Raw genomic sequence first — 20841 nt, forward strand, 5'->3', positions numbered from 1 at the left:
CCATGTTCCCGACCCTGGACCGCCTCGACGAGACACTGGCCGGCCGTACGTCGCTCCGGCTTCGGTTGGTCTGCCCGTCCCAGGAGTTCAGCCCGGCCGAGATGGCGCACGGCGTCGGCCGCTGGTACTCCGGGGTACGCGGCCTGTGGGAGATCTACGGGCTGGTGGCGCAACCAGATCTGGTGGTGGTGATGCTGCAGGCGCCGGCACTACCGCCGGAGGTGCTCGACCACCTGCTCGGCCTGCCCCGGCCCGCTCCGGCCACGCCGGACGACGCCCGCCGCCTGCCGGCTCCGGCCACGCCGGACGATGCGGCCAGCCGGCTGGCGATGGTCGAGCCGGGCGACGCCCGCCGCCGGCTGGCGATGGTCGAGCTGGACGACGAGTCCGCCCGACATCTCAGCGAGAAGTTCCTGGCCCGGCCGGCCGTGCTGGCCCGGCTCCGGCAGACCGTGCGGCGGGCCCGGGAGCATGGGCACCGGGTCGAGGGGCTGGCCGGGTTCGCCTCCAGCCGGAGGATGGCCCGGCTCGCCGACACGCTCGGCGTCCCGCTACTGGAGACGCCGCCGGAGACGCTGCGCTGGGGTGGCAAGGCGGCGGGCCGTCGGCTCTTCCGGGACGTCGGCGTGCCGCACCTGCCCGGCGGCTACCGGCCGGTGCGTCGGGTTGACGGACTCGTCGAGGAACTGCGCCGGTTGACCGCCCGGCACGGGCCGGGGCCCTGGCTGCTCAAGGTCGACGCGGGCTTCGGTTCCGGACACGGCAACGCGATGCTGACCGTCGGGCGGCCCGACCCGGCGCGGCTGCGGGCGGCCCTGTCCGACGGGCTGCGGCCGGCCAGCGCTGCCGTCTCCGCCGAGGAGTTCCGCCGGCACGTCGAGGTTGTCGGTGCCGTGGTCGAACGGCTCGCCGTCGCCCCCGCCGGGGCGACGCTGCGCTTCCCGAGCGCTTCGCTGGAGATGACCACCGGGGACGACCAGCCGGTGGTCGCGCGGATCATCGGCACCCACGACCAGGTGATCGACGCCGACCACTCGTTCGTCGGGGCGACCCAACCCGCCGCCGGGGCCTACCGGGAGGCACTGGTCCGGTACGCGGACACGATCGGCCGGGAACTCGCCCGCCACGGCGTACGCGGACACGTCGGGATCGACTTCCTCGCGATCGGGGCCGGTCCGGATCCCGCCGACTGGCAGCTGTACGCGTTGGAGATCAACCTCCGGCAGACGGGTACGACCGCCGCGAACCGGACCGCTCTGCTGCTCACCGGGGCACGGTGCCGGGCGGGGCGACTGGTCACCCCCGCCGGCGACGACCTCTGCTACGCCACCACCGACGGACTGATCCGGAAGGCGTACCAGCAGATCACCCCGGCCCGACTCGTCGCGGCACTGCGGGCCGACCCACGGCTGCGGTTCGACCCGGAGAGCGGACACGGCGTCGTACCGCACCTGTGGACGACCCTGACCCGGTTCGGCAAGGTCGGGGCGACCGTGCTCGGCGGCTCGGTGGCCGACTGCCGCGCCCGGCTGGCCGAGTTCGAGCGGTTGCTCGACCGGCTCAGCCGGGAGCGGGTCCGGGCCCGCCGCGCGCCGGACGGTAACCGGAGCTGACCGTCCGGCGGCGGGTCGGCGCCCCCGGGGTCGTCCGCCGAGCGCCCGGCGCCCGGCGTCCGGCGCCCGGCGTCCGGCGTCCGGCGTCCGGCGCCCGGACGTCCGCTCAGACAGCCGGGTTACGAGCCGCCGGTACGGAGGCCGACGGCTGCTCCACCGGCCCGGCGGGGGCGACCGGCCGGGCCCGCCGGCGACGCAGCCGCCGGACCAGCCACACCACGCCGACCACCGGCAGGCCGAGCGCGACGAGCCAGGGCAGCAGCGCGCCGAGCACGGTCAGCAGGACCTGTAGCGAGACGACAAACGCCTGCCAGCCGCCCTTCAGCCCGGCCAGGAAACCGGTCGCCGGTTCCTCGTCGTGGTCGTCCCGGGTGTCCGGTCCGAGCAGGACGGCGGTGATCGTGGAGAGCGCGGTCAGGTCGGCCAGTCGCCGCTTCTTCGCCTCCAGCGAGGCGAGGTCCGCCTCCCGCCGGGCCAGCTCACTCTCCAGCATCACCAGGTCGGAGAGGGACTTTGCCTGCGCCAACAGCCGTCGGCCGCTCTCCACCCGGGCCTGCTGGGTGGCGATCCGGGCGTCCAGGTCCAGCGTCTCCTCGGTGACGTCGTCCGTCTTGACGTCCCGGCGTAGCGGCTCACCGAGCCCGGCGAGCGCGTCGACCACGGAGGCGAACCGGTCGGCCGGCACCCGCAGCTTCAGCGTCGCCTCGGCACCGGACCGGTCACTGCTGCGGGTGTCGCCACCGAGGAACCCGCCGGCACCGGCCGCGATGCCGACCGCCTCGGCCGCCGCCGCGTCGACGTCGTCCACCCGTACCGTGATCGACCCGGTGTAGACGATGGCCCGCTGGTTGACCGCCAGCTCCGGGGCGGCCGGGTCAGCCGGGTCCCGGGCCGGCTGTCCGGGTTCGGCCTGCGCCGGCCCGGCACCGCCCTCCGCCGGTTCCGCCGCACCGGGCTGGCCCGCCAGGTTCTCCCTGCCGGCCGAGTCGGCGGCCGTGCCGCTGGCGTGGTCGCCACCGTCCGCGCCGCACCCGGCCAGCGCGAGGGTGGCGGTGACCGTCACCGCACCCACCAGTACGGCCAGCCGTCGGCCCCGCCCACTCCGTCGTCCGCTCATCTCCCCGCTCCGTCCCTCTGGTCCCACCTCGAAGTGATCCGTCAGACGTGCGGCGAAGTGGTGTCGGTTCCGGCAGACTGCCCAAGGGACATCACGATTCGGCGACCGAGGAGTCTCGATGCGACTGACCAAGTACGGCCACTCCTGCGTCCGGATGGAGGAGGACGGCGCGGTCCTGGTCATCGATCCGGGCACCCTGACCGACCGGGCCGCCCTGGACGGCGTGGACGCCGTGCTGATCACCCACGAGCACGCCGACCACCTCGACGTCGACGCGCTCGCCGAGACGCTCGGCAGACGTCCGTCGGTGACCGTCCACACCCACCCCGAGGTGGCGATCAGGCTGGACGCCCTGGACGGGGTGGTGCACACCGTCCGGTCCGGGGACACCTTCGAGGCCGCCGGGTTCAGGATCCGGGCGTACGGCGGTTGGCACGCGGAGATCCATCCGGACATTCCCCGGGTGGTGAACCTCGGATTCCTGGTCAACGACTCGGTGTACCACCCGGGCGACTCGTTCGACGTACCGGAGGGGGCGCAGGTGGAGACGCTGTTCGTACCGATCTCCGGCCCCTGGCTGAAGCTCTCCGAGTCGGTGGACTTCGTCCGGGCGGTCGGCCCGCGCCGGGCGTACGCCCTGCACGACGGGCTGCTCGGCCCCGCCGGGCTGAACGTCTACGACACCAACCTGAGCCGGCTGGCGAACTGCGAGTACGCCCGCCTGGAGCCCGGGACCAGCGTCCACTGAGCGCGTCGACACGATGGCCGGAGTGTCCCGGGAACTCGTCGACCGGCTCTACACGGCGCCGCCGGACGGTTTTGTCGCCGCCCGGGCCGAGGCGGTCGCCGCCGCCCGGGCCGCCGGGGACGTCGCCGCCGCCCGGGAGATCGGCAGACTCCGTAAGCCGACCGTCGCCGCCTGGCTGGTCAACCTGCTCGCGGCGCGTCGTCCCGAGTTGATGGCCGAACTGGTCGAACTGTCGGCCGGGCTGCGTGCCGCCCAACGGGAGCTGCGCGGGCCACGGCTGCGGGAACTCTCCGCGCAGCGGCGCCGGATCGTCTCCACGCTCGTCGGGCAGGCGCGGGCCCTGGCTGTGGTGGCGGATTCCCGGCTGGCCGCCGGCAAACTGCCGCTGGCCGAGGTGGAGACGACGCTCAACGCCGCACTCGCCGATCCGGAGGTCGCCGAGCAGGTCAGGTCCGGTCGGCTGGTCCGGGCGGCCAGCTATGCGGGCTTCGGTGAGGTGCCCCGCCCGCAGCTGCGGCTGATCGTCGGAGGGCCGGATGAGGTCGAGCCGGCCGGCGCGAGGCCGGAGGAGCCCGGGGCGGGGACCGAGAAGGCCGGGCCGCCGGCCGACGACACCGGCGCGGCCCGAGCAGCGGCGCAGCCGTCCCGAGCAGCGGCGCAGGCGGCCCGGGCAGCGACCGGGCACGCCGACGCCGAGGCGGCGGCAGCCGGCGCGGAGGCGGCCCGGGCAGCGGAGCAGGCCGACGCGGCCCGGGTGGAGGCGGCGGCTGCCCGGGCCGAGGCCGCCCGCAGCCGCCGACGTGGGGCCCTCGACCGGGCGTTGACGCAGGCGCGTACCCGGCAGGAGCGGGCCGAGGCGGAGCTGGCCCGGACGGTCGAGGCCGAGCGGGCCGGCGCCGCGGCCCTGACCGAACTGGAAACCGCGCTGGCCGAGCTGCAGAAGCGGCGGGTCGCCGCCGAGCGGGCGCTGGGCGAGGCCAGAGCGGCCCGGAAGGCCGCCGAACGGGGCGCGATCGCCGCCCGGCGGCAGGTCGGCGAGGTACAGGCCGCCGTCGAGGCGCTGGCCGCCGAAGACACGCCTTCCGGAAAATCGGGCAGGACTCCCGGAAAGTCGGTACGCGAGGCACACTCAAGCGGTTGACGCGGGCGGTACGTCCGCGCCCCCCGGACCGGAAGGCGGTGTCGTTGACCCCCGAGCAGGCCGCCACGGCGGCCAGGCCGAGCGTGCTGAGGTTGGGCGGTGCGTTCATCGAATGCCCACGCACGCTGCGCCAGGCACGCCGGCTCGGCATCTCCGGCTGGGCGTTCTTCGTGACCGGGCGGGGTGCGGTGCTCGGCGACGTACGGGCCGAGACGGTCGCCGCCGCCATCGGGATCGTCGCGCCGGACGCCGTCGCCGACGGCTGGGACAGCACCGCCGAGGTGGCGAAGCCGAGCGAGGTGGCAGAGGTCAGCCGGGCCGAGTGCTGCCGCTGGGGAATCGACTACCTGGCCGGGCTGCCACAGGTGGGACGGTTGGTCGAACTCCTGACCCCGGTGGTGGCGGCCGCGGACGCGGTCGGGATGCCGCTCTTCGCGGCCTGGCGGGGTCTGCCGGTGCCGGCCGACGCCGCGCCGGCCGCCCGGGCGGCGGTGCTGCTGCACCTGCTCTACGAGTTCTACTCCGGGGCGGCCCTGATGGCGGTCCGGGCCGCCGGGATGACCCCGGTCGAGATCATCCTGGCCGGCCCGGAGGGCGAGTCGGGCGCGGTCGCGTACGGCTGGTCGCCGCCGTACCCACCGGTGGGCCCGCTGGTACGACGGCGACTGTGGGTGGAGTCGGTGACCGACCGGATCGTCTCGCCCGCCTTCGGCCTGCTCGACCCCGCCGAACGGGGTGAACTCGTCAACCTGCTCGGCGGGGCGCTGAGCGCGGTACGGATGTCTCCGTCCAGGCCGGACTGAGCGCGGTACGGATGCCCCCGGCCAGGCCGGACCGAGCGCGGCGCCGTACCGGCGCGGTCAGCTCCAGCGGAACAGCCGGGCGGCCAGGGCGCCGAACCCGACCGTGCAGCCGACGAGCACTACCAGGTGCAACGGCCGCGGCCAGTCCCCGGCCCAGGCGTCCTGCAGCGCCTGCGAGGCGGCACCGAGCGGGACGAAGTCGGCGACCCGGCGGACCGCCTCCGGCATCAGCGGGCCCGGCGTCCAGACCCCCGCCGCGAAGAGCATCGGGTAGTAGACCAGGCTGCCGATCCCGACCGCCGCCCGGCTGGTGGGCGTGAACGCGGCGAGGAGCAGCGCCAACGTCACCATCGAGGCGGCGCCGAGGAGGAAGGCGAGCAGCAGCCCGGCGAGGTGTGGACGGGCGGTCACCCCGAGCAGCACCCGGGCCGCGAGCAGGGCCGCCACGGACCCGACGAGCAGGGCGACGATGTTGACCACGAGCTGGGCCACCAGCAGCCGGATCGGCGGGACCGGCGTGGTGGAGAGCCGGCGGAGCACCCCCTTCTCCTGGTCGGCGGCGAGCGCGTTGAGGAAGTTGACCAGAGCGACCGTGCCGATCGCCAGGGCCAGCACGATCGGCAGGTAGACCTCGATCGGCAGCCGGCCGCCCACGTCGGCGTTCGGCTCCCGGAAGCCCGGCATGGCGAAGCCGAGCACCAGGACCAGGACGGTGGGGAAGGCGACGCCGAAGAAGGCGCCGAGCGGCTCCCGGACGAACAGCTTCGCCTCGGTGACGATCAGCTTCCGGGTACTGCGGACCGCGACCCGGTGCGGTGCCGCCCCGGCTCGGGGGGTGGTGACCCGGGTACCGGTACGGCTCATCGGGATTCTCCTTCCCCGGACCGCGGACCGGTGGTCAGGGCGAGGACCGCGTCCTCCAACGTCGGCCGTTCGACTCCGGGCACCTCGGCCCCGGCGACCAGGTTCGCCGGGGTGTCGATGGCCACCACCTCGCCGGCCCGGACCACCGCCAGCCGGTCACAGAGCCGTTCGGCCTCGTCCATGAAGTGCGTGACCAGCACCACCGTCACCCCCCGGTCCCGGACGTCCCGGATGAGCTGCCAGGTGTCCCGGCGGGCCTGCGGGTCCAGGCCGGTGGTCAGCTCGTCGAGGACCGCGATCCGGGGACTGCCGACCAGCGCCAGCGCGATCGAGAGCCGCTGCTTCTGGCCGCCGGAGAGCCTGCCGAACACCGTGTTGCGCTTCTCGCCGAGGCCCATCTCGTCCAGCAGCGTCCGCCAGTCGGCCGGCGCGGCGTAGAAGGAGCTGTAGAGGTCGAGCGCCTCCCACACCTTCAGCCGGTCGGGCAACTGGCTCTCCTGCAGCTGTACGCCGACCTGGCGACGCAGCTCGGCGCCGGACCGGCCCGGGTCCAGGCCGAGCACCCGGATCGTTCCGCCGTCCGGCCGACGCAGCCCGGTCAGACACTCCACACTTGTGGTCTTGCCGGAACCGTTCGGCCCGACGATGCCGAAGATCTCCCCGGCCTCCACGCTGAACGACACGTCGCGGACGGCGACCTGGCCGCCGTACCGCTTCCGTAGGCTGTTGACTTCGATGACTGTCATGCCGTCGACGCTAGGGAGCGGGGCGGTGGACGGTAATGTGTCCAGCCGCCCGGTCGGGGTGGGGGAAACTGCACCCCGGTCAGGGGCCCAGCGGCAGTCCCCGGGCGGCGCCGACTCGCCAGACTGGTCCCCATGGAACGCCGGCATGCACTCGCGGTCGTCCGGAGTCTCGCCCTGCTCGGGCTCGGACTGGCCGGCCTGGTGATGGGGCTGCTGCTGGTCGTGGCGGCGACCCTGGTCGTGCCGTACCTGCCGGCGGCCCGGGCCAGCAGACGGTTGGCGGACCTGGGCCGGCAGCTCGCCGGACGCTGGGGCGGGATCCGGGTCGAGCCGGCACGCCGTCCCGGCCCACCGGAGCCGGAACGTCGGGCCGACGGCTGGTACGTGTACGAGAACAGCCTCTACCGGTCACCCCGCTGGCCGACGTACTTCCTCGAACTGACCTGGCGGGCGGAGGACCCGGCGCTGCTGCGCGAGCTGCTGTGGCTGTTGCTCACCCCGGTCTTCGGCGGGCTCGCGGTGCTGGTGCCGCCGGCGCTGGTCGCCGCCGGGACCGGGCTCGCCGGGTTCGCGCTGACCGGTGTGGCGGCCCCGGTCGTCGGCGTACCGCCGACGGTGGTCGGCCTGGCGGCCGGTCTGGCGCTGGTCGCGGCCGGATTCGCGGTCGGACCGGCGGCGCTGACCCTGCACGGCCGGTGGAGTCGGGTGCTGCTGCAGCCCGCCGACGAGTCGTGGTGGCACCGGTCCGGGCTGGCCCGCCGGACCGGGCGGTGGCAGAACACCGTCTGGCACGGCGCGGGGCTGGCCGGGCTCGGCTTCGCGGCCTTCGGTGGTTTCCTGCTCAACCTGGTGACCGGGCTGGTCAGCGGGACCACGCTCTCCCCGCAGCTGTCGGCGCTGACCCGACCGCTGGTCAGCCGCTACCGCCGGTACCTCGGGTCGTGGACGGGGGTGCCGGTCGTCGAACCGTACCGGCCGTTCCCGGCGCCGCCCCGGCCCGACCCGGACGGTCGCTACCGGGTCGGCCGGATCCTGCACCCGAACCGGGTGGCGGCCGTCCGGGCCCAGGAGTACGAGTGGCTCTTCACCGACCCGGCCACCTGGCGCGACCAGCTGTGGATGGCCACCAACCCGGTCGCCGGGGTGTTCGGGCTGCTGCCGGCGGGCCTGTTCGCGGTCGGCTTCTACGGTCTGGCCTGGCAGCCGCTGTCCTGGGCGCCGTGGGCCGTCCCGCTGGGGTTGGCCAGCGGCTACTGGGTCACCCCGTGGTACCTCTGGTACGGCGTCACCTACCTGGTGCCCGGGCTGGCCGTGATCCCCGGCTGGGCGAGCCCACTCGTCGGCTTCGCGATGGCCGGCCTCGGCCTGCTGCTCGGGCCGGCGGCGCTGCGGCTCCGTCTGCGCTACGACCACCTGCTGCTCACCCCGACCCGGGCGGCGGTCCTGGCCGGGCGGGTGCGGCAACTGACCGAGACCCGGGCGGACGCGGTCGACGCCCAGGCGGCCGAACTGCGCCGGATCGAACGGGACCTGCACGACGGGGCCCAGGCCCGGCTGATCGCGGTCGGGCTGAACCTGGCCGACGTCGAACAGTTGATCGAGGAGGACCCGGCCGCCGCCCGGGCGCTGGTGTCGCAGGCCCGGGACGCCTCGGCCGCCGCCCTGACCGAACTGCGTGACCTGGTACGCGGCATCCACCCGCCGGTGCTGGCCGAACGTGGCCTGCCGGACGCGGTCCGCGCCGTGGCGCTGGACAGCCCGGTCCCGGTACGGGTCACCGGCGACCTGCCCGGTCGGCTCGAACCTCCGGTGGAGTCGGCGGCGTACTTCAGCATCCTGGAGGCGCTGGCCAACGCGGTCCGGCACGGCGGGGCGGACCAGATCGAGATCACCATCGGGCACACCGGTACGGCACTGCGGGCCGTGGTCAGCGACGACGGTCAGGGCGGCGCCGACCCGACCCGGGGCAGCGGACTGGCCGGCGTACGTCGCCGACTCAACGCCTTCGACGGTGTACTGACGCTGGACAGCCCATCCGGCGGGCCGACCCGGCTGACGCTGGAGATCCCGTGCCCGCCACCGTTGCCGTGACCGTACGGACGGACGCCGCTGCGGTCGGTGCTGTCCGGCCCCACCGCCGCGCGGCGAGGCGTCAGGCGGAGGCGGTGCCGGTGGGTCGGGACCGCAGTTCGGCGACGTAGTCGTCCGGGGCGCCGGCCTTCTCCGCCGCGTTGGCGATCTCCGACAGGTACCAGGCGGTCGGCAGCCCGCCCTCGTAACCGGCGAAGACGTACACCCAGGCGGTCACCTCGCCGTCCAGGGTGACCACCCGGACGTGCAGCTTGCGGTAGGTGCCGGAGACCACCCCCTCGACCTCGTCGAGCTGGGCGGCATCCCAGGCGTGCACGTCGTAGAGCGCGACGAAGACCCGGTCGCCGGGCGACTCGACGATGGTGGTGACGGCGCCCTCCCAACCGAGCACGCCCTCACCGGCGAAGGTGAGGCGCCAGCCTTCGAGCCAGCCGGTACCCACCATCGGTGAGTGCGGACAGTAGGCCCGCATCCGGGCCGGGTCGAGGTTCGAGCCGTACGCGGCGTAATGACGCACGGCGATGACGATAGCCTTTGGGAGGGGCGGGGGAGAATACGACCGTGCGTGTCGGTTGGGTTGTGGGCAACTTTGTCACTCTGAGCATCGGGAGAGGGCGACTGCGGTGAGCCGGATCGTGATCATCGGCGGGGGGCCGGCCGGTTACGAGGCGGCGCTGGTCGCCGCGCAGCTCGACGCCGACGTGACGGTGGTCGAGGCGGACGGGGCCGGGGGCGCCTGCGTGCTGCACGACTGTGTCCCCTCCAAGACCTTCATCGCCAGCTCCGAGGTGGTGACCGGCTACCGCGACACGGAGGAGTTCGGGGTCCACTCCGACGGCCTGGAGGCGATCACGGTCGACGCGACGACGGTGCACGGCCGGGTCAAGCGGCTCGCCCTCGCCCAGTCGGCCGACATCCAGGCCAAGCTGGTCAAGGCTGGTGTGAATTACGTCTCCGGCCGGGCCCGGCTCGGCGAGGACACCCTCGGCCACACCCACCGGGTGCTGATCACCCCCTCCGACGGTGCCGAGACGTACGCGGTGGACGCCTCGACGGTCCTGATCGCGACCGGGGCCACCCCCCGGGTGCTGCCGACCGCCGTACCGGACGGCGAGCGGATCCTCGACTGGCGCCAGGTGTACGACCTGCCGGAGCTGCCGGAACGGCTGATCGTCGTCGGCTCCGGCGTCACCGGGGCCGAGTTCGCCAGCGCGTACCTGGCGATGGGGGTCGAGGTGACCCTGGTCTCCAGCCGCGACCGGGTGATGCCGCACGAGGACGCCGACGCGGCCTCCGCGATCGAGCAGGTGTTCCGGACCCGGGGCATGCACATCCTGAACAACTCGCGGGCCAACGCCGTCCGCCGGGTCGGCGACGGGGTGGAGGTCGAACTCGCCGACGGGCGCGTGGTCTCCGGCTCGCACGCGCTGATGGCGGTCGGGTCGGTGCCGAACACCGCCGACCTCGGCCTGCCCGAGTACGGCGTGACGGTCGCCCCCGGCGGTTACGTCACCGTCGACCGGGTCTCCCGGACCAACGTCCCCGGCATCTACGCCGCCGGCGACTGCACCGGAGTGCTGCCGCTGGCCAGCGTCGCCGCCATGCAGGGCCGGATCGCGATGTGGCACGCGCTCGGCGAGGCGGTCTCGCCGCTGCGGCTGCGTACCGTGGCCGCGAACGTCTTCACCGATCCCCAGTTGGCCACCGTCGGGGTGTCGCAGGACGAGGTCGACTCCGGGCGGGTCCCGGCCCGCCAGGTGATGCTGCCGCTGGCTGGCAACGCCCGGGCCAAGATGGCCGACCTGCAGGACGGTTTCGTGAAGCTGTTCTGCCGGCCGGCCAGCGGTCAGGTCGTCGGCGGGGTGGTGGTGTCGCCGCACGCCAGCGAACTGATCCTGCCGATCACCATGGCGGTGGAGAACAACCTCACCGTCGACCAGTTGGCGCTCACCTTCACCATCTATCCCTCGCTGTCCGGCTCGATCACCGAGGCGGCCCGCCAGCTGATGCTGCACGGGCTGGAGTAGCCCGGCCGGGTTCAGATCCCGGTACAGATGTTTCCGGGGCGGCGGCCCCGTCGCGCTCGGCGTACCGTGGTCGGCGCGCGAACCGTGGCCCCCGGGTCCCCCGTTCCTGGTGGCGAAGCGGTTCGCCACCGGGCCGCCGGCGGGTCCCGCGCCGGCGGCCCCCTCTGTCACCAGGGCAGCTGGCCCGCCGGAGCGTCGTACGACTGGTCGGGTGGGGGATGTTGAGTGGCATGTCGAGACGGGGACGGCTGGCGGCCGTGGTGGTCGTCGCGCTGTCCGGGCTGCCCGGCTGCGGGATAGAGCCGGGATCGCCTTCCTGCACCGTGACCACGATCGAGGTGCGGGACGTCGTGGTTACCGACCCGCTCGTTTCGTTGACCCTGGCGGCGACGATGACCGCGGACGGCAGGCCGGTCCGCGGGGCCGAGTTGGCCTTTTTTGTCGCGGTCGGCCGGCCGGGCGAGCAGTCAACCGGTCTGCGGGTCGGCGAGGCGACGACCGGCGACGACGGCGTGGCCCGCTACGTACGGCGGGACGGCGTCGACGGCCTCGGCTTCGCCGACGAACGCGCTGACGGGTACTCGGTGGAATTCAACCCGATCAGGAAACTCGACGGAGTGCAGTACTGCCGGTCCCGCTCCGACGCCAGGTTGACCGTCAACTGATCCACGGTCAGCACGCGGTCTGTGTTACGCGGGCGCAACGAGATCGGCGTAGCGTCAGCCCATGGCGGACTTGTTCGAGGACTACCGCCTCGGCCCGGGATGGGACGAGATGTTCGGCGCGCCGGGCATGCCCCGGGAGACGTACGAGGCGCTGCACGCCACACTGCAACCGTTGTCCAGCACCGAACTGCGGGTCCGGGCCGAGGTGCTCGCCCGGGCCTTCCTCGACCAGGGCATCACCTTCGCGCTCAAGGGCGTCGAGCGGCCGTTCCCGCTGGACATCGTGCCCCGGATCATCGCCGCCGACCAGTGGCGGGTGGTCGAGGTCGGGGTCGCCCAACGGGTACGCGCCCTGGAGGCGTTCCTCGCCGACATCTACGGACCCGGCCAGGTGCTGGCCGACCGGGTGGTGCCCCGCCGGGTCGTGGTGACCAGCGCACACTTCCACCGCGAGGCCGCCCGGATCACCCCGCACAACGGGGTACGCATCCACGTCGCCGGCGTCGACCTGGTCCGCGACGAACAGGGTGAGTTCCGGGTGCTGGAGGACAACGTCCGGGTCCCCTCCGGGGTCAGCTACGTGATGGAGAACCGTCGCGCGATGGCGCACGTCCTGCCCGAGGTCTTCGCCGCGACCCGGATCCAGCCGGTGGAGTCGTACCCGGGGCAGCTGCTGCGGGCTCTGCGGTCGGCGGCACCGGTCGGGGTCACCGACCCGACGGTGGTGGTGCTGACCCCCGGCGTGCACAACTCGGCGTACTTCGAGCACGCCCTGCTGGCCCGCGAAATGGGCGTCGAACTGGTCGAGGGTCGGGACCTCGTCTGCGTGGGTAACGAGGTCGCCATGCGGACCACGGCAGGCGAACAGCGGGTCGACGTCATCTACCGGCGGATCGACGACGAGTTTCTCGACCCGGTGCACTTCCGGGCCGACTCGGTGCTCGGCGTCGCCGGACTGCTGAACGCCGCCCGGGCCGGCAGGGTCACCATCGCCAACGCGGTCGGCAACGGCGTCGCCGACGACAAGCTGCTCTACTCGTACGTCCCGGATCTGATCCGCTACTACCTGGGCGAGGAACCAATCCTGTCCAACGTGGAAACGTACCGGTTGGAGGACCCGGACGTGCGTGACCACGTTCTGGGCCGGCTGGACCAGTTGGTGCTGAAGCCGGCCGACGGGTCCGGCGGGGCCGGCATCGTGATCGGCTCGCAGGCGACCGACGAGGAGTTGGCCGAACTGCGGCACCGGATCCTGGGCGACCCGCGCGGCTGGATCGCCCAGCGGGAGGTGGCGCTCTCCATGGTGCCGACCCTGGTCGGCAACCGGCTCCGGGCCCGGCACGTCGACCTGCGGCCGTTCGCGGTCAACGACGGCACCCGGGTCTCGGTGCTGCCGGGCGGACTGACCCGGGTGGCGCTGCCCGAGGGCGCGCTGGTGGTCAACTCCAGCCAGGGTGGTGGCTCGAAGGACACCTGGGTGCTCGCCGAGCCGCCCTCGGCGGTCAGCCCGGTCGACCTGACCGGCAGCGGCACGACCGATCAGCAGAGCCCGCCGCCGCTGGTGCCGGTGCCGCGCAGCCCCGACCCGGGTCCGGGCGCCGGCCCGGTCGCCGAGCAGCAGCAACAGCAGCAGCAGTCCGCCCGCGACCGGGGAGTGCCGGGGTGGTCGCCGTGCTGAGCCGGATCGCCGAGTCGCTCTACTGGATCGGCCGGTACGTCGAACGGGCCGAGGACAGCGCCCGGATCCTCGACGTACACCTGCACCGGATGCTCGCCGACCCCTGGGTCGACGAGACCGTCGCCTGCCGCTCCCTGCTCGGCGTGATGGGCGTCGGACCGCTGGAACAGCCGATCACCGCCGCCCGGGTCGTCGAGGCGCTCGGCCTCGACGAGGAGAATCCCAGCTCCGTCGTCGGCGCGCTGGCTGCCGCCCGTCAGAACGCCCGCGGCGCCCGGGAGACTATCTCCGCCGACATGTGGGAGTGCCTCAACTCGACCTGGCACGCACTGCCCGCCGCCCGGCAACGGGCCGAACAGCAGGGGGTGCACGCCTTCTTCCGCTGGGTCCGGGAACGCTGCGCGGTGATGGCCGGGCTGACCGATGCCACCATGAGCCGCGACGAGGGCTGGCTCTTCCTGGTGCTGGGCCGCAGTGTGGAACGGGTCGACATGACCGCCCGGCTGCTCTCCACCCACGTCCGGGCCGGCGGCAGCATCCCCTCCTGGCTGACCCTGCTGCGCTCGTGCGGCGCCTGGGAGACGTTCCTGCGGACCTACCGGGGCTCGCTCGACGACCGCTACGCCGCCGAGTTCCTGCTGCTCGACCGGCTCTTCCCCCGGTCGGTCTTCGCCGCGCTGCACCGGGCCGAGGCGTGCCTGACCGAGCTGGAACCGGCCGGCGGCCCGGGACAGCCGGCCCGGACCGGAGTGGCCACCGACGCCCAACGGATCATCGGCCGGACCCGGACCGGCCTGGAGTTCCGGGCCGCCGACGAGCTGATCGACGACCTGCCCGCCGTCCTCGCCGACCTGCAGCGCACCTGCTCCCAGGTGAACGACGCGGTGTCCCGGCGTTACTTCCGGCAGACCTCGGCGGTCGCCTGGGTACCGGAGACGGTGTCGTGACGAGCTGCGGCGACGGTGTACCGACCGGCGAGTGTGGAGGGAACGGATGACGGTGGACAGTTGGCGGTTGCGGATCCGGCACCAGACCGGGTTCACCTACGCCGGCCCGGTCGCCTCGTCGTACAACGAGGCGCGGATGTCGCCCCGGAACGAGGCCCGCCAGGCGGTGCTGGAGGCGCGGGTGGAGGTGTGGCCCGGGGCCCGGACCTACCGGTACGAGGACTACTGGGGCACCACCGTCACCGCCTTCGACGTGCACGACGCGCACGACACGCTGCGGGTCACCGCCACCTCGACGGTGGAGACCCTGGGCCCGGACGACCAGTTGACCGCCTCCGGTGGGATCAGCTGGGCCGAACTGCGTGAGCCGGAGAGCCTGGACCAGTGGTACGAACTCCTGCTGCCCACCCCACGTACCGCCCTCGACGAGGAGCTGACCGGGCTGGCCGAGTCCGTCCGGGCCGCCCAGCCGACCCCGCACGCCGCGGCGATGACCCTCTGCGAGCAGGTCCGCGACGAGGTGACGTACGCCTCCGGGGCGACCGGGGTGCAGACTGACGCGGTACAGGCCTGGCGGCAGCGCAAGGGCGTCTGCCAGGACATCAGCCACCTGGTGGTCGGGCTGTTGCGGGCCGTCGGCGTGCCCGCCAGGTATGTCTCCGGCTACCTGCACCCTGCCCCGGACGCCGCGATCGGGGACAGCGTGGTCGGGCAGAGTCACGCCTGGGTGGAGTGGTGGGTCGGGCGGTGGACCGCGTTCGACCCCACCAACGGGATACCGGCCGGCGAACGGCACGTGGTGGTCGGCCGGGGCCGGGAGTACGGCGACGTACCGCCGTTGAAGGGTGTCTACGCCGGACCGGCGAACACCGGCCAGGGCGTCGAGGTGACCATCACCCGCCTCCGCTGAGGCGACCGGGCCCGCAAGCCCGGGGTGCGGCCAGGGCGCGGACGTCATCCTGGTGTCGGGGTCCGACATCGACGGAGGACACCCGGCCGGCCTGCCCCGGATAATCGGCTGCGGTGGGTGTGGCGGGCGGCGTAGCGTGGCGGGCATGCGCAGCGGGCAGATGACGACGACGCCGGGACACCCCGGCGTGCCGCGCTGACGCACCACTTCGTCGACAGGCCCCGGGGCGATCCGCTCCGGGGCCTCGTCGTGTTCCGGGTCGGCTCGTCCCACCGCCCACCGCCCACCGCCAACGGGAGGGGCGCGGGCCGTACCCGAACCAGGAGACTGTCATGGTCGACCACCGCAAGCTCGGCCGCGAGCTTGAGCTGTTCCACGCCGATCCGCTCTCCGGCGCCGGCCTGCCGATCTGGCTGCCGGCCGGCGCCGCCGTCCGGCACAGCATCGAGGAGTACCTGCGCGAGCTGGAGCGCCAGGCCGGCTACCAGCACGTCTACTCCCCGCCGTTGGGCAAACGGGAGCTGTTTCACCTCTCCGGGCATCTCGGCTATTTCGCCGACGACATGTTCCCACCGCTGCGGCTCAGCGACGACGACGAGTTCCTGCTCCGGCCGGCACTCTGCCCGCACCACTGCCTGGTCTTCCGGTCCCGGGGCCGCTCCTACCGGGAGCTGCCGCTGCGGATCGGCGAGCTGGGCGGGATGTACCGGCCGGAGCGGTCCGGGGTGCTCGGCGGGCTGAGCCGGGTACGCGCGATCTCGCTCAACGACGCGCATGTCTTCTGTGCCGAGGAGCAGGTCGGCGCCGAGGTCGCCGAGATCCTCGACCTGATCCGGGTGGCCCACGCGGCGCTCGGCGTACGGCCGGCCGGGTTCCGGCTGTCGCTGCGCGGCCCGGGCGACAAGTACGTCGGCGACGACGTGATGTGGCAGCGGGCCGAGAACCTGCTCCGGGACGCGTTGTCCGGTGTGCCGTACGTCGAGGCGGTCGGGGAGGCGGCGTTCTACGGGCCGAAGATCGACATTCAGATCCGGGACGGGGTGGGTCGGGAGCAGACCCTCGCCACCATCCAGCTCGACTTCGACAAAGCCGTCCGGTTCGACCTCTCCTACACCGACCGACACGGTCGACGGGCCCGACCGGTGCTGGTGCACCGGAGTCTGGTGGGCAGCCTGGAACGACTTGTCGCGTACCTGATCGAGGTGCACGACGGCGCTTTCCCGCCCTGGTACGCGTCGGTGCAGGTGCAGATCCTCCCGGTCGGTTCCGGGCAGTTCGACGCGGCCGAGGCGGCCCGTCGGGCGTTCCTGGCGGCGGGGCTGCGGGCCGAGGTGGTGTCGGACGGCTCGCTCGGGTCCCGGGTCCGGTCCGCGGTCGCCCGCCGGGTGCCATACGCGGCGGTGCTCGGGGCCCGGGAGGCGGCGGTCGGGGAGTTGGCGTTGCGGCTGCGCGACGGACGGGAGCTGCCGCCGATGGCGATCGACGCCGCGGTGTCCCTGGTCTCCGCTGTGGTCCGGAACCGCTCGGCGGAGCTGTCGTAGGCGGCGTCACCGTGGTCGGCCGCCGGCCGTGGCGGTCGCCGGCGGGTCAGCGCGGGCGGACGCCGGACAGGACCTGCATGGCCTGGTGTTCCCGGGCCGCGAGGTCGTCGAGGAGGGCCGAGGCCCGGATCAGCCGATCCGGGTCGCCGGTCTGCCCGGCTTCGGTGATGTGTCGGGCGACCTCGGTCCAGAGTGGGGCGATGTCGGCGTACAGCCGGTGACCGAGACGGATGTCGTCGTCGTCGACGATCGTGGCGCACTCGGCGAGGAAGTCGCGGTACATGGCCCGGAACAGGGCGCCGCCGGTCCCGCCGCGTTCCATCAGCGCCGCCGCCAGTGGAAGGTCGCGGGCGGGGTCGGTCGAGCGGTCGAGCCAGCGGGTCACCTGCCGGGCCGCCTTGGCGATGCCGCGGTGGCCGAGGTTGGCGATCGGCGGGTTCAGGAAGGCGTGCGCGTTGCCCTGAATGGCCGCCCGGACGGCGTCGCCGAGTTCGGGCAGCTCGGTGGGGCGGGCGACGGTGTAGGAGAGGTTGCGGGCGGCCATCGGTCCGCGTTCACCCCGGGCCCGGGCCAGGCTCGCCAGCGTGGTGGTCACCGTCCCGCCCTGCTCGGCGGTGTCGACCAGGTGGGCCCGCGAGTCGTCGTAGCCGTACATCGCGACGAAGTGGCCCCCGAAGTGGACCTTCGTGCTGAAGTAGTCGAGGTGGTAGCAGTCCAGCTGCAGGCCGACCGGCCGTCCGGCGGCGAGGGCGGCGGTGACGTTCCGCCAGGCTCTGCCGGGTGAGGTGGTCTCCTGGACGTGCAGCGTCAGGTCCAGCCGGTCGGCGACGGTCCGGGTGATCGTGGCCGGTCTGGTACGGCCGCCGAGGAACGGGAAGGCCATGTTCCGGGCATCCCAGTAGACGAAGCCCAGACCCTCGCCGAGGCCGAACAGCATCGGCTCGGAGAGGTCGACACCCTCGTGACGCAGCAGGGCACCAAGCGTGGTGGTCTCGCAGTGCCGGCCGCCGGGGAAAGCCACGTTCTCGATGAGCATCCGGCCTCCGTCTCCGTCGTCGCTGTGGCCGTCGTCGGGGTCCCCATCGAGGTTAGGGGTCCCGGTCGGCCGCCGCCCCGGGGCATCGGTACCTGGCGAGCTCGGCGACCGACCGTGCGACCCCGGGCGCCGGCATCTCGGGCCGCCAGCCCGCCAGGGGTACGCGGCAGCTTGTTGCCCGGCTCATGCCGGCAGCAGGACCACCAGCAGGGCAGCGGCGAGGAAGATGCCCTGCTCGACGAGCCGGGGGCCGAGCCGGGTGACCGGGCGACCGGCCAGGGTCAGGCCGCGCCGCGCGGCGGAGACGTTGGCCGGAAACATCGCGAGCATCAGCAGGGCGAGCCCGGCGGCGGCCCAGCGGGCGGTGGCCGGCACCAGCAGGCCGAGCGCTCCGGCCAGTTCGAGTACGCCGGTCACCGTGACCAGCAGCGCGGGTCGGGGGAGTGCGGGCGGCACCATGGCGATCAGGTCCCGGCGGTGTGACGCGGCGAAGTGGGCGTACCCGGTGAGCAGGAACATCAGGGCCAGCCCGATCCGTAGGGCGGGCTGCCAGCCGTCCAGGGCGGTGACGCCGAGCAGCCCGATGATCCGGGCGGTGAGTGAGCCGGCGAGCAGGCCGATCAGTGGAGCCATCGGGGTGTCCCTTCGAGGGGAGGAAACTTTCCGTTGTAAAGATTGCCGGCATCCGAGCTATCTTGTCAATGGAAAGATATGCTGGTGCGATGACCGAGGCGAAGGCGGCCGGACGGCCGTACCATCACGGGGACCTGCGACGCACCCTGCTGGCGGCGGCGGCCGAGGCTATCGACGAGTCGGGGCCGTCCGCGCTCAGCCTGCGCGACCTGGCCCGCCGCGCGGGCGTCTCGCACGCGGCGCCCGCCCACCACTTCGGGGACAAGGCCGGCCTGCTCACCGCGTTCGCCACCGAGGGCTTCGAACTGCTCGCCCAGACCCTGGACCGGGTTCGCGAACAGACCGACAGCCTGCTCGAACTCGGTGTCGGCTACGTCCGCTTCGCGGTCGGCCACCGCGCACACTTCGAGGTGATGTTCCGCCCGGAACTCTTCCATCCCGACGATCCGGAACTCGTCGCCGCGCAGCAGCGGGCGGGCCGGGCGCTCCAGGCCGGGGTCACCACCCTGCCGACGGCACCCGAGGGCACGGCCGCAGCCCAGGCCGGCCGGGCCGCCTGGTCGATCGCGCACGGCTTCGCCACCCTGTGGCTCGGCGGCGCGCTCCCCGCCGACCAGGTCGGGCCCGACCCGGAGGCGGCGGCGCGGGAGGTGCTCCGAATGCTCTTCAGACTCGACGGTCCGACGCGCGACGAGCCCACGCCCGGCGGGTCGGACCGCACCCGGGACCCGGCCTGAGCCGCCGGCTGCGACTCACCAGCCGTCCGAATCAGCTCGCCACCAGCCCGTCAGGACCCGCTCGTCACCAACTTGTCGGGATCGGCATGCCCTCGGTGAAGCCCGCCGCGCTCTGCACGCCGACCAGCGCGTTGGCGTGGAACGACACCAGGTCCGCCGCGCCGGCGTACGTGCAGGCGCTGCGTACCCCCGCCACGATCTCGTCGATCAGGTCCTCGACTCCGGGACGGGACGGGTCCAGGTACATCCGGGCGCTGGAGATGCCCTCCTCGAAGACCGCCTTGCGGGCCTGGTCGTACGCGCTGTCCTCGGCCGTACGGGCGCTGACCGCCCGGGCCGAGGCCATGCCGAAGCTCTCCTTGTAGCGTCGGCCGTCCGCGTCCGTGTAGAGGTCGCCGGGAGACTCGTAGGTGCCGGCGAACCAGCTGCCGATCATCACGTTCGCGGCCCCGGCGGCCAGGGCCAGGGCGACGTCCCGGGGGTGCCGTACCCCGCCGTCGGCCCAGACGTGCCGGCCGAGTCGACGGGCCGCCGCGGCACAGTCGAGTACGGCGGAGAACTGCGGCCGGCCCACCCCGGTCATCATCCGGGTGGTGCACATCGCACCCGGCCCGACACCGACCTTGACGATGTCCGCGCCGGCCTCGACAAGATCCCGTACGCCGTCGGCGGTGACCACGTTGCCGGCGGCGACCGGCACCGGCGGGTCGAGGGCGCGGACCGCCCGCAGCGCCCGGAGCATCCGCTCCTGGTGGCCGTGCGCGGTGTCCACGACCAGGGTGTCCACCCCGGCCTCGAAGAGGGCGGCGGCCCGGCCGGCGACGTCACCGTTGATGCCGATCGCGGCGGCGATCCGCAGTCGGCCCTTGTTGTCCAGCGCCGGGCGGTAGAGGGTGGCCCGCAGTGCCCCCTGCCGGGTCAGCACCCCGACCAGCCGGCCCTCGACGTCGACCACCGGCGCCAGTCGGCGGCGTCCCCGGGAGAGCAGGTCGAAGCCGGCCCGGGGATCGGCCTCGGCCGGTACGGTGTGCAGCTCGGTGGACATCACGTGCCGGAGCTGGGCGAACCGGTCCACTCCGACAGTGTCCGCCTCGGTCACCACCCCGAGCGGCCGGCCGTCCGGGTCGACCACGACCACCGCGCCGTGCGACCGCTTCGGCAGCAGGTGGATGGCGTCACCGACGGTGTCGGTCGGGCCGAGGGTGATCGGTGTGTCGTGCACCAGGTGCCGCCGCTTGACCCAGGAGATCACCTCGGTCACCACGTCGATCGGGATGTCCTGCGGCAGCACGGTGAGGCCGCCGCGCCGGGCCACCGTCTCGGCCATCCGGCGGCCGGCCACCGCCGTCATGTTCGCCACCACGATCGGGATCGTGGTTCCGGTCCCGTCGCCGGTGGAGAGGTCGACGTCGAGCCGGGACTCCACGGCCGACCGGACCGGCGCCAGGAACACGTCGTTGTAGGTCAGATCCTGGCCGGGTGTCGTACCGCTGAGAAACCGCACCCGGCAATCATGCCCGAGCCGTACCCACCCGGTGGCCGGG

Annotated in this window: 18 protein-coding genes and 1 pseudogene; 12 read left to right on the forward strand and 7 right to left on the reverse strand. The window is 73.5% G+C overall.

The features are described from left to right. Positions 1–2: 2 nt before the first annotated feature. The gene (locus ABGB21_RS13515; RefSeq protein ID WP_347677997.1) at positions 3–1613 is read left to right on the forward strand and encodes a hypothetical protein; all 1611 of its coding nucleotides are present in this window, start codon (positions 3–5) and stop codon (positions 1611–1613) included. Between the two features lie 106 nt (positions 1614–1719). Here ABGB21_RS13515 and ABGB21_RS13520 read toward each other — a convergent pair whose 3' ends face one another. Further along, the gene (locus ABGB21_RS13520; protein ID WP_347677999.1) at positions 1720–2730 is read right to left on the reverse strand and encodes a DUF4349 domain-containing protein; all 1011 of its coding nucleotides are present in this window, start codon (positions 2728–2730) and stop codon (positions 1720–1722) included. Between the two features lie 118 nt (positions 2731–2848). Between ABGB21_RS13520 and ABGB21_RS13525 the strand changes: the two genes are divergently transcribed. Genes ABGB21_RS13525 through ABGB21_RS13535 form a run of 3 tightly spaced genes read left to right on the forward strand, consistent with a single transcriptional unit; the run spans position 2849 to position 5422 of the window. After that, positions 2849–3478, forward strand: coding sequence for an MBL fold metallo-hydrolase (locus ABGB21_RS13525; protein WP_347653005.1), 630 nt, complete (start codon positions 2849–2851; stop codon positions 3476–3478). A gap of 13 nt (positions 3479–3491) precedes the next feature. Further along, positions 3492–4619, forward strand: coding sequence for a hypothetical protein (locus ABGB21_RS13530; protein WP_347678001.1), 1128 nt, complete (start codon positions 3492–3494; stop codon positions 4617–4619). Positions 4620–4663: 44 nt separating this feature from the next. Then, a complete protein-coding gene (locus tag ABGB21_RS13535; protein ID WP_347678003.1) occupies positions 4664–5422 on the forward strand; it encodes a hypothetical protein in 759 nt (252 codons plus the stop codon). 57 nt (positions 5423–5479) lie between these two features. On the opposite strand, the gene ABGB21_RS13540 is transcribed toward ABGB21_RS13535, so the two are convergent. Together ABGB21_RS13540 and ABGB21_RS13545 are read right to left on the reverse strand one after the other, a co-directional pair. Then, positions 5480–6286 carry an ABC transporter permease gene (locus ABGB21_RS13540; protein ID WP_347678005.1) on the reverse strand — a complete coding sequence of 269 codons (807 nt, stop codon included), beginning with the start codon at positions 6284–6286 and terminating at the stop codon, positions 5480–5482. Further along, positions 6283–7032, reverse strand: a complete 750-nt coding sequence (locus ABGB21_RS13545; RefSeq protein WP_347678007.1) for an ABC transporter ATP-binding protein — start codon at positions 7030–7032, stop codon at positions 6283–6285. Before ABGB21_RS13545 ends, ABGB21_RS13540 begins: the two co-directional genes overlap by 4 nt. A gap of 132 nt (positions 7033–7164) precedes the next feature. On the opposite strand from ABGB21_RS13545, the gene ABGB21_RS13550 reads away from it, so the two are divergent. Next, positions 7165–9123 (forward strand): histidine kinase, encoded by a 1959-nt coding sequence (locus ABGB21_RS13550; protein ID WP_347678009.1) that lies wholly within the window; start codon positions 7165–7167, stop codon positions 9121–9123. A gap of 61 nt (positions 9124–9184) precedes the next feature. On the opposite strand, the gene ABGB21_RS13555 is transcribed toward ABGB21_RS13550, so the two are convergent. Then, positions 9185–9640 carry a gamma-glutamylcyclotransferase gene (locus ABGB21_RS13555; RefSeq protein ID WP_347652999.1) on the reverse strand — a complete coding sequence of 152 codons (456 nt, stop codon included), beginning with the start codon at positions 9638–9640 and terminating at the stop codon, positions 9185–9187. A 106-nt stretch (positions 9641–9746) separates the two neighbouring features. Between ABGB21_RS13555 and ABGB21_RS13560 the strand changes: the two genes are divergently transcribed. The 6 genes and pseudogenes from ABGB21_RS13560 to thrS form a co-directional block, all read left to right on the forward strand. Beyond that, positions 9747–11150 (forward strand): NAD(P)H-quinone dehydrogenase, encoded by a 1404-nt coding sequence (locus ABGB21_RS13560; protein ID WP_347652998.1) that lies wholly within the window; start codon positions 9747–9749, stop codon positions 11148–11150. A 230-nt stretch (positions 11151–11380) separates the two neighbouring features. Beyond that, entirely contained in the window at positions 11381–11815 is a 435-nt protein-coding gene (locus ABGB21_RS13565; RefSeq protein WP_347652997.1) for a hypothetical protein, read from the forward strand. Positions 11816–11876: 61 nt separating this feature from the next. Then, positions 11877–13493 (forward strand): circularly permuted type 2 ATP-grasp protein, encoded by a 1617-nt coding sequence (locus ABGB21_RS13570; protein ID WP_347678011.1) that lies wholly within the window; start codon positions 11877–11879, stop codon positions 13491–13493. After that, positions 13478–14440: an alpha-E domain-containing protein gene (locus ABGB21_RS13575; protein WP_347652995.1), complete on the forward strand. Its 963-nt coding sequence runs from the start codon at positions 13478–13480 to the stop codon at positions 14438–14440. Before ABGB21_RS13570 ends, ABGB21_RS13575 begins: the two co-directional genes overlap by 16 nt. Positions 14441–14486: 46 nt before the next feature. Then, positions 14487–15350, forward strand: a complete 864-nt coding sequence (locus tag ABGB21_RS13580; protein ID WP_347678013.1) for a transglutaminase family protein — start codon at positions 14487–14489, stop codon at positions 15348–15350. 329 nt (positions 15351–15679) lie between these two features. Continuing rightward, positions 15680–16891 (forward strand): annotated as a pseudogene (gene thrS, locus ABGB21_RS13585) (threonine--tRNA ligase); the annotation flags it as partial. A 46-nt stretch (positions 16892–16937) separates the two neighbouring features. On the opposite strand, the gene ABGB21_RS13590 reads toward thrS, so the two are convergent. Next, entirely contained in the window at positions 16938–17927 is a 990-nt protein-coding gene (locus ABGB21_RS13590; RefSeq protein WP_347678015.1) for a BtrH N-terminal domain-containing protein, read from the reverse strand. Positions 17928–18110: 183 nt separating this feature from the next. Continuing rightward, a complete protein-coding gene (locus ABGB21_RS13595; RefSeq protein ID WP_347652992.1) occupies positions 18111–18560 on the reverse strand; it encodes a DoxX family membrane protein in 450 nt (149 codons plus the stop codon). An 89-nt stretch (positions 18561–18649) separates the two neighbouring features. Between ABGB21_RS13595 and ABGB21_RS13600 the strand changes: the two genes are divergently transcribed. Beyond that, the gene (locus ABGB21_RS13600; RefSeq protein ID WP_347678017.1) at positions 18650–19297 is read left to right on the forward strand and encodes a TetR/AcrR family transcriptional regulator; all 648 of its coding nucleotides are present in this window, start codon (positions 18650–18652) and stop codon (positions 19295–19297) included. 64 nt (positions 19298–19361) lie between these two features. Here ABGB21_RS13600 and ABGB21_RS13605 read toward each other — a convergent pair whose 3' ends face one another. Further along, a complete protein-coding gene (locus ABGB21_RS13605; protein ID WP_347652989.1) occupies positions 19362–20801 on the reverse strand; it encodes a GuaB1 family IMP dehydrogenase-related protein in 1440 nt (479 codons plus the stop codon). Positions 20802–20841: the final 40 nt, after the last annotated feature.

The organism is Plantactinospora sp. B24E8 (assembly GCF_039871735.1).
Taxonomy (GTDB): Bacteria; Actinomycetota; Actinomycetes; order Mycobacteriales; family Micromonosporaceae; genus Plantactinospora.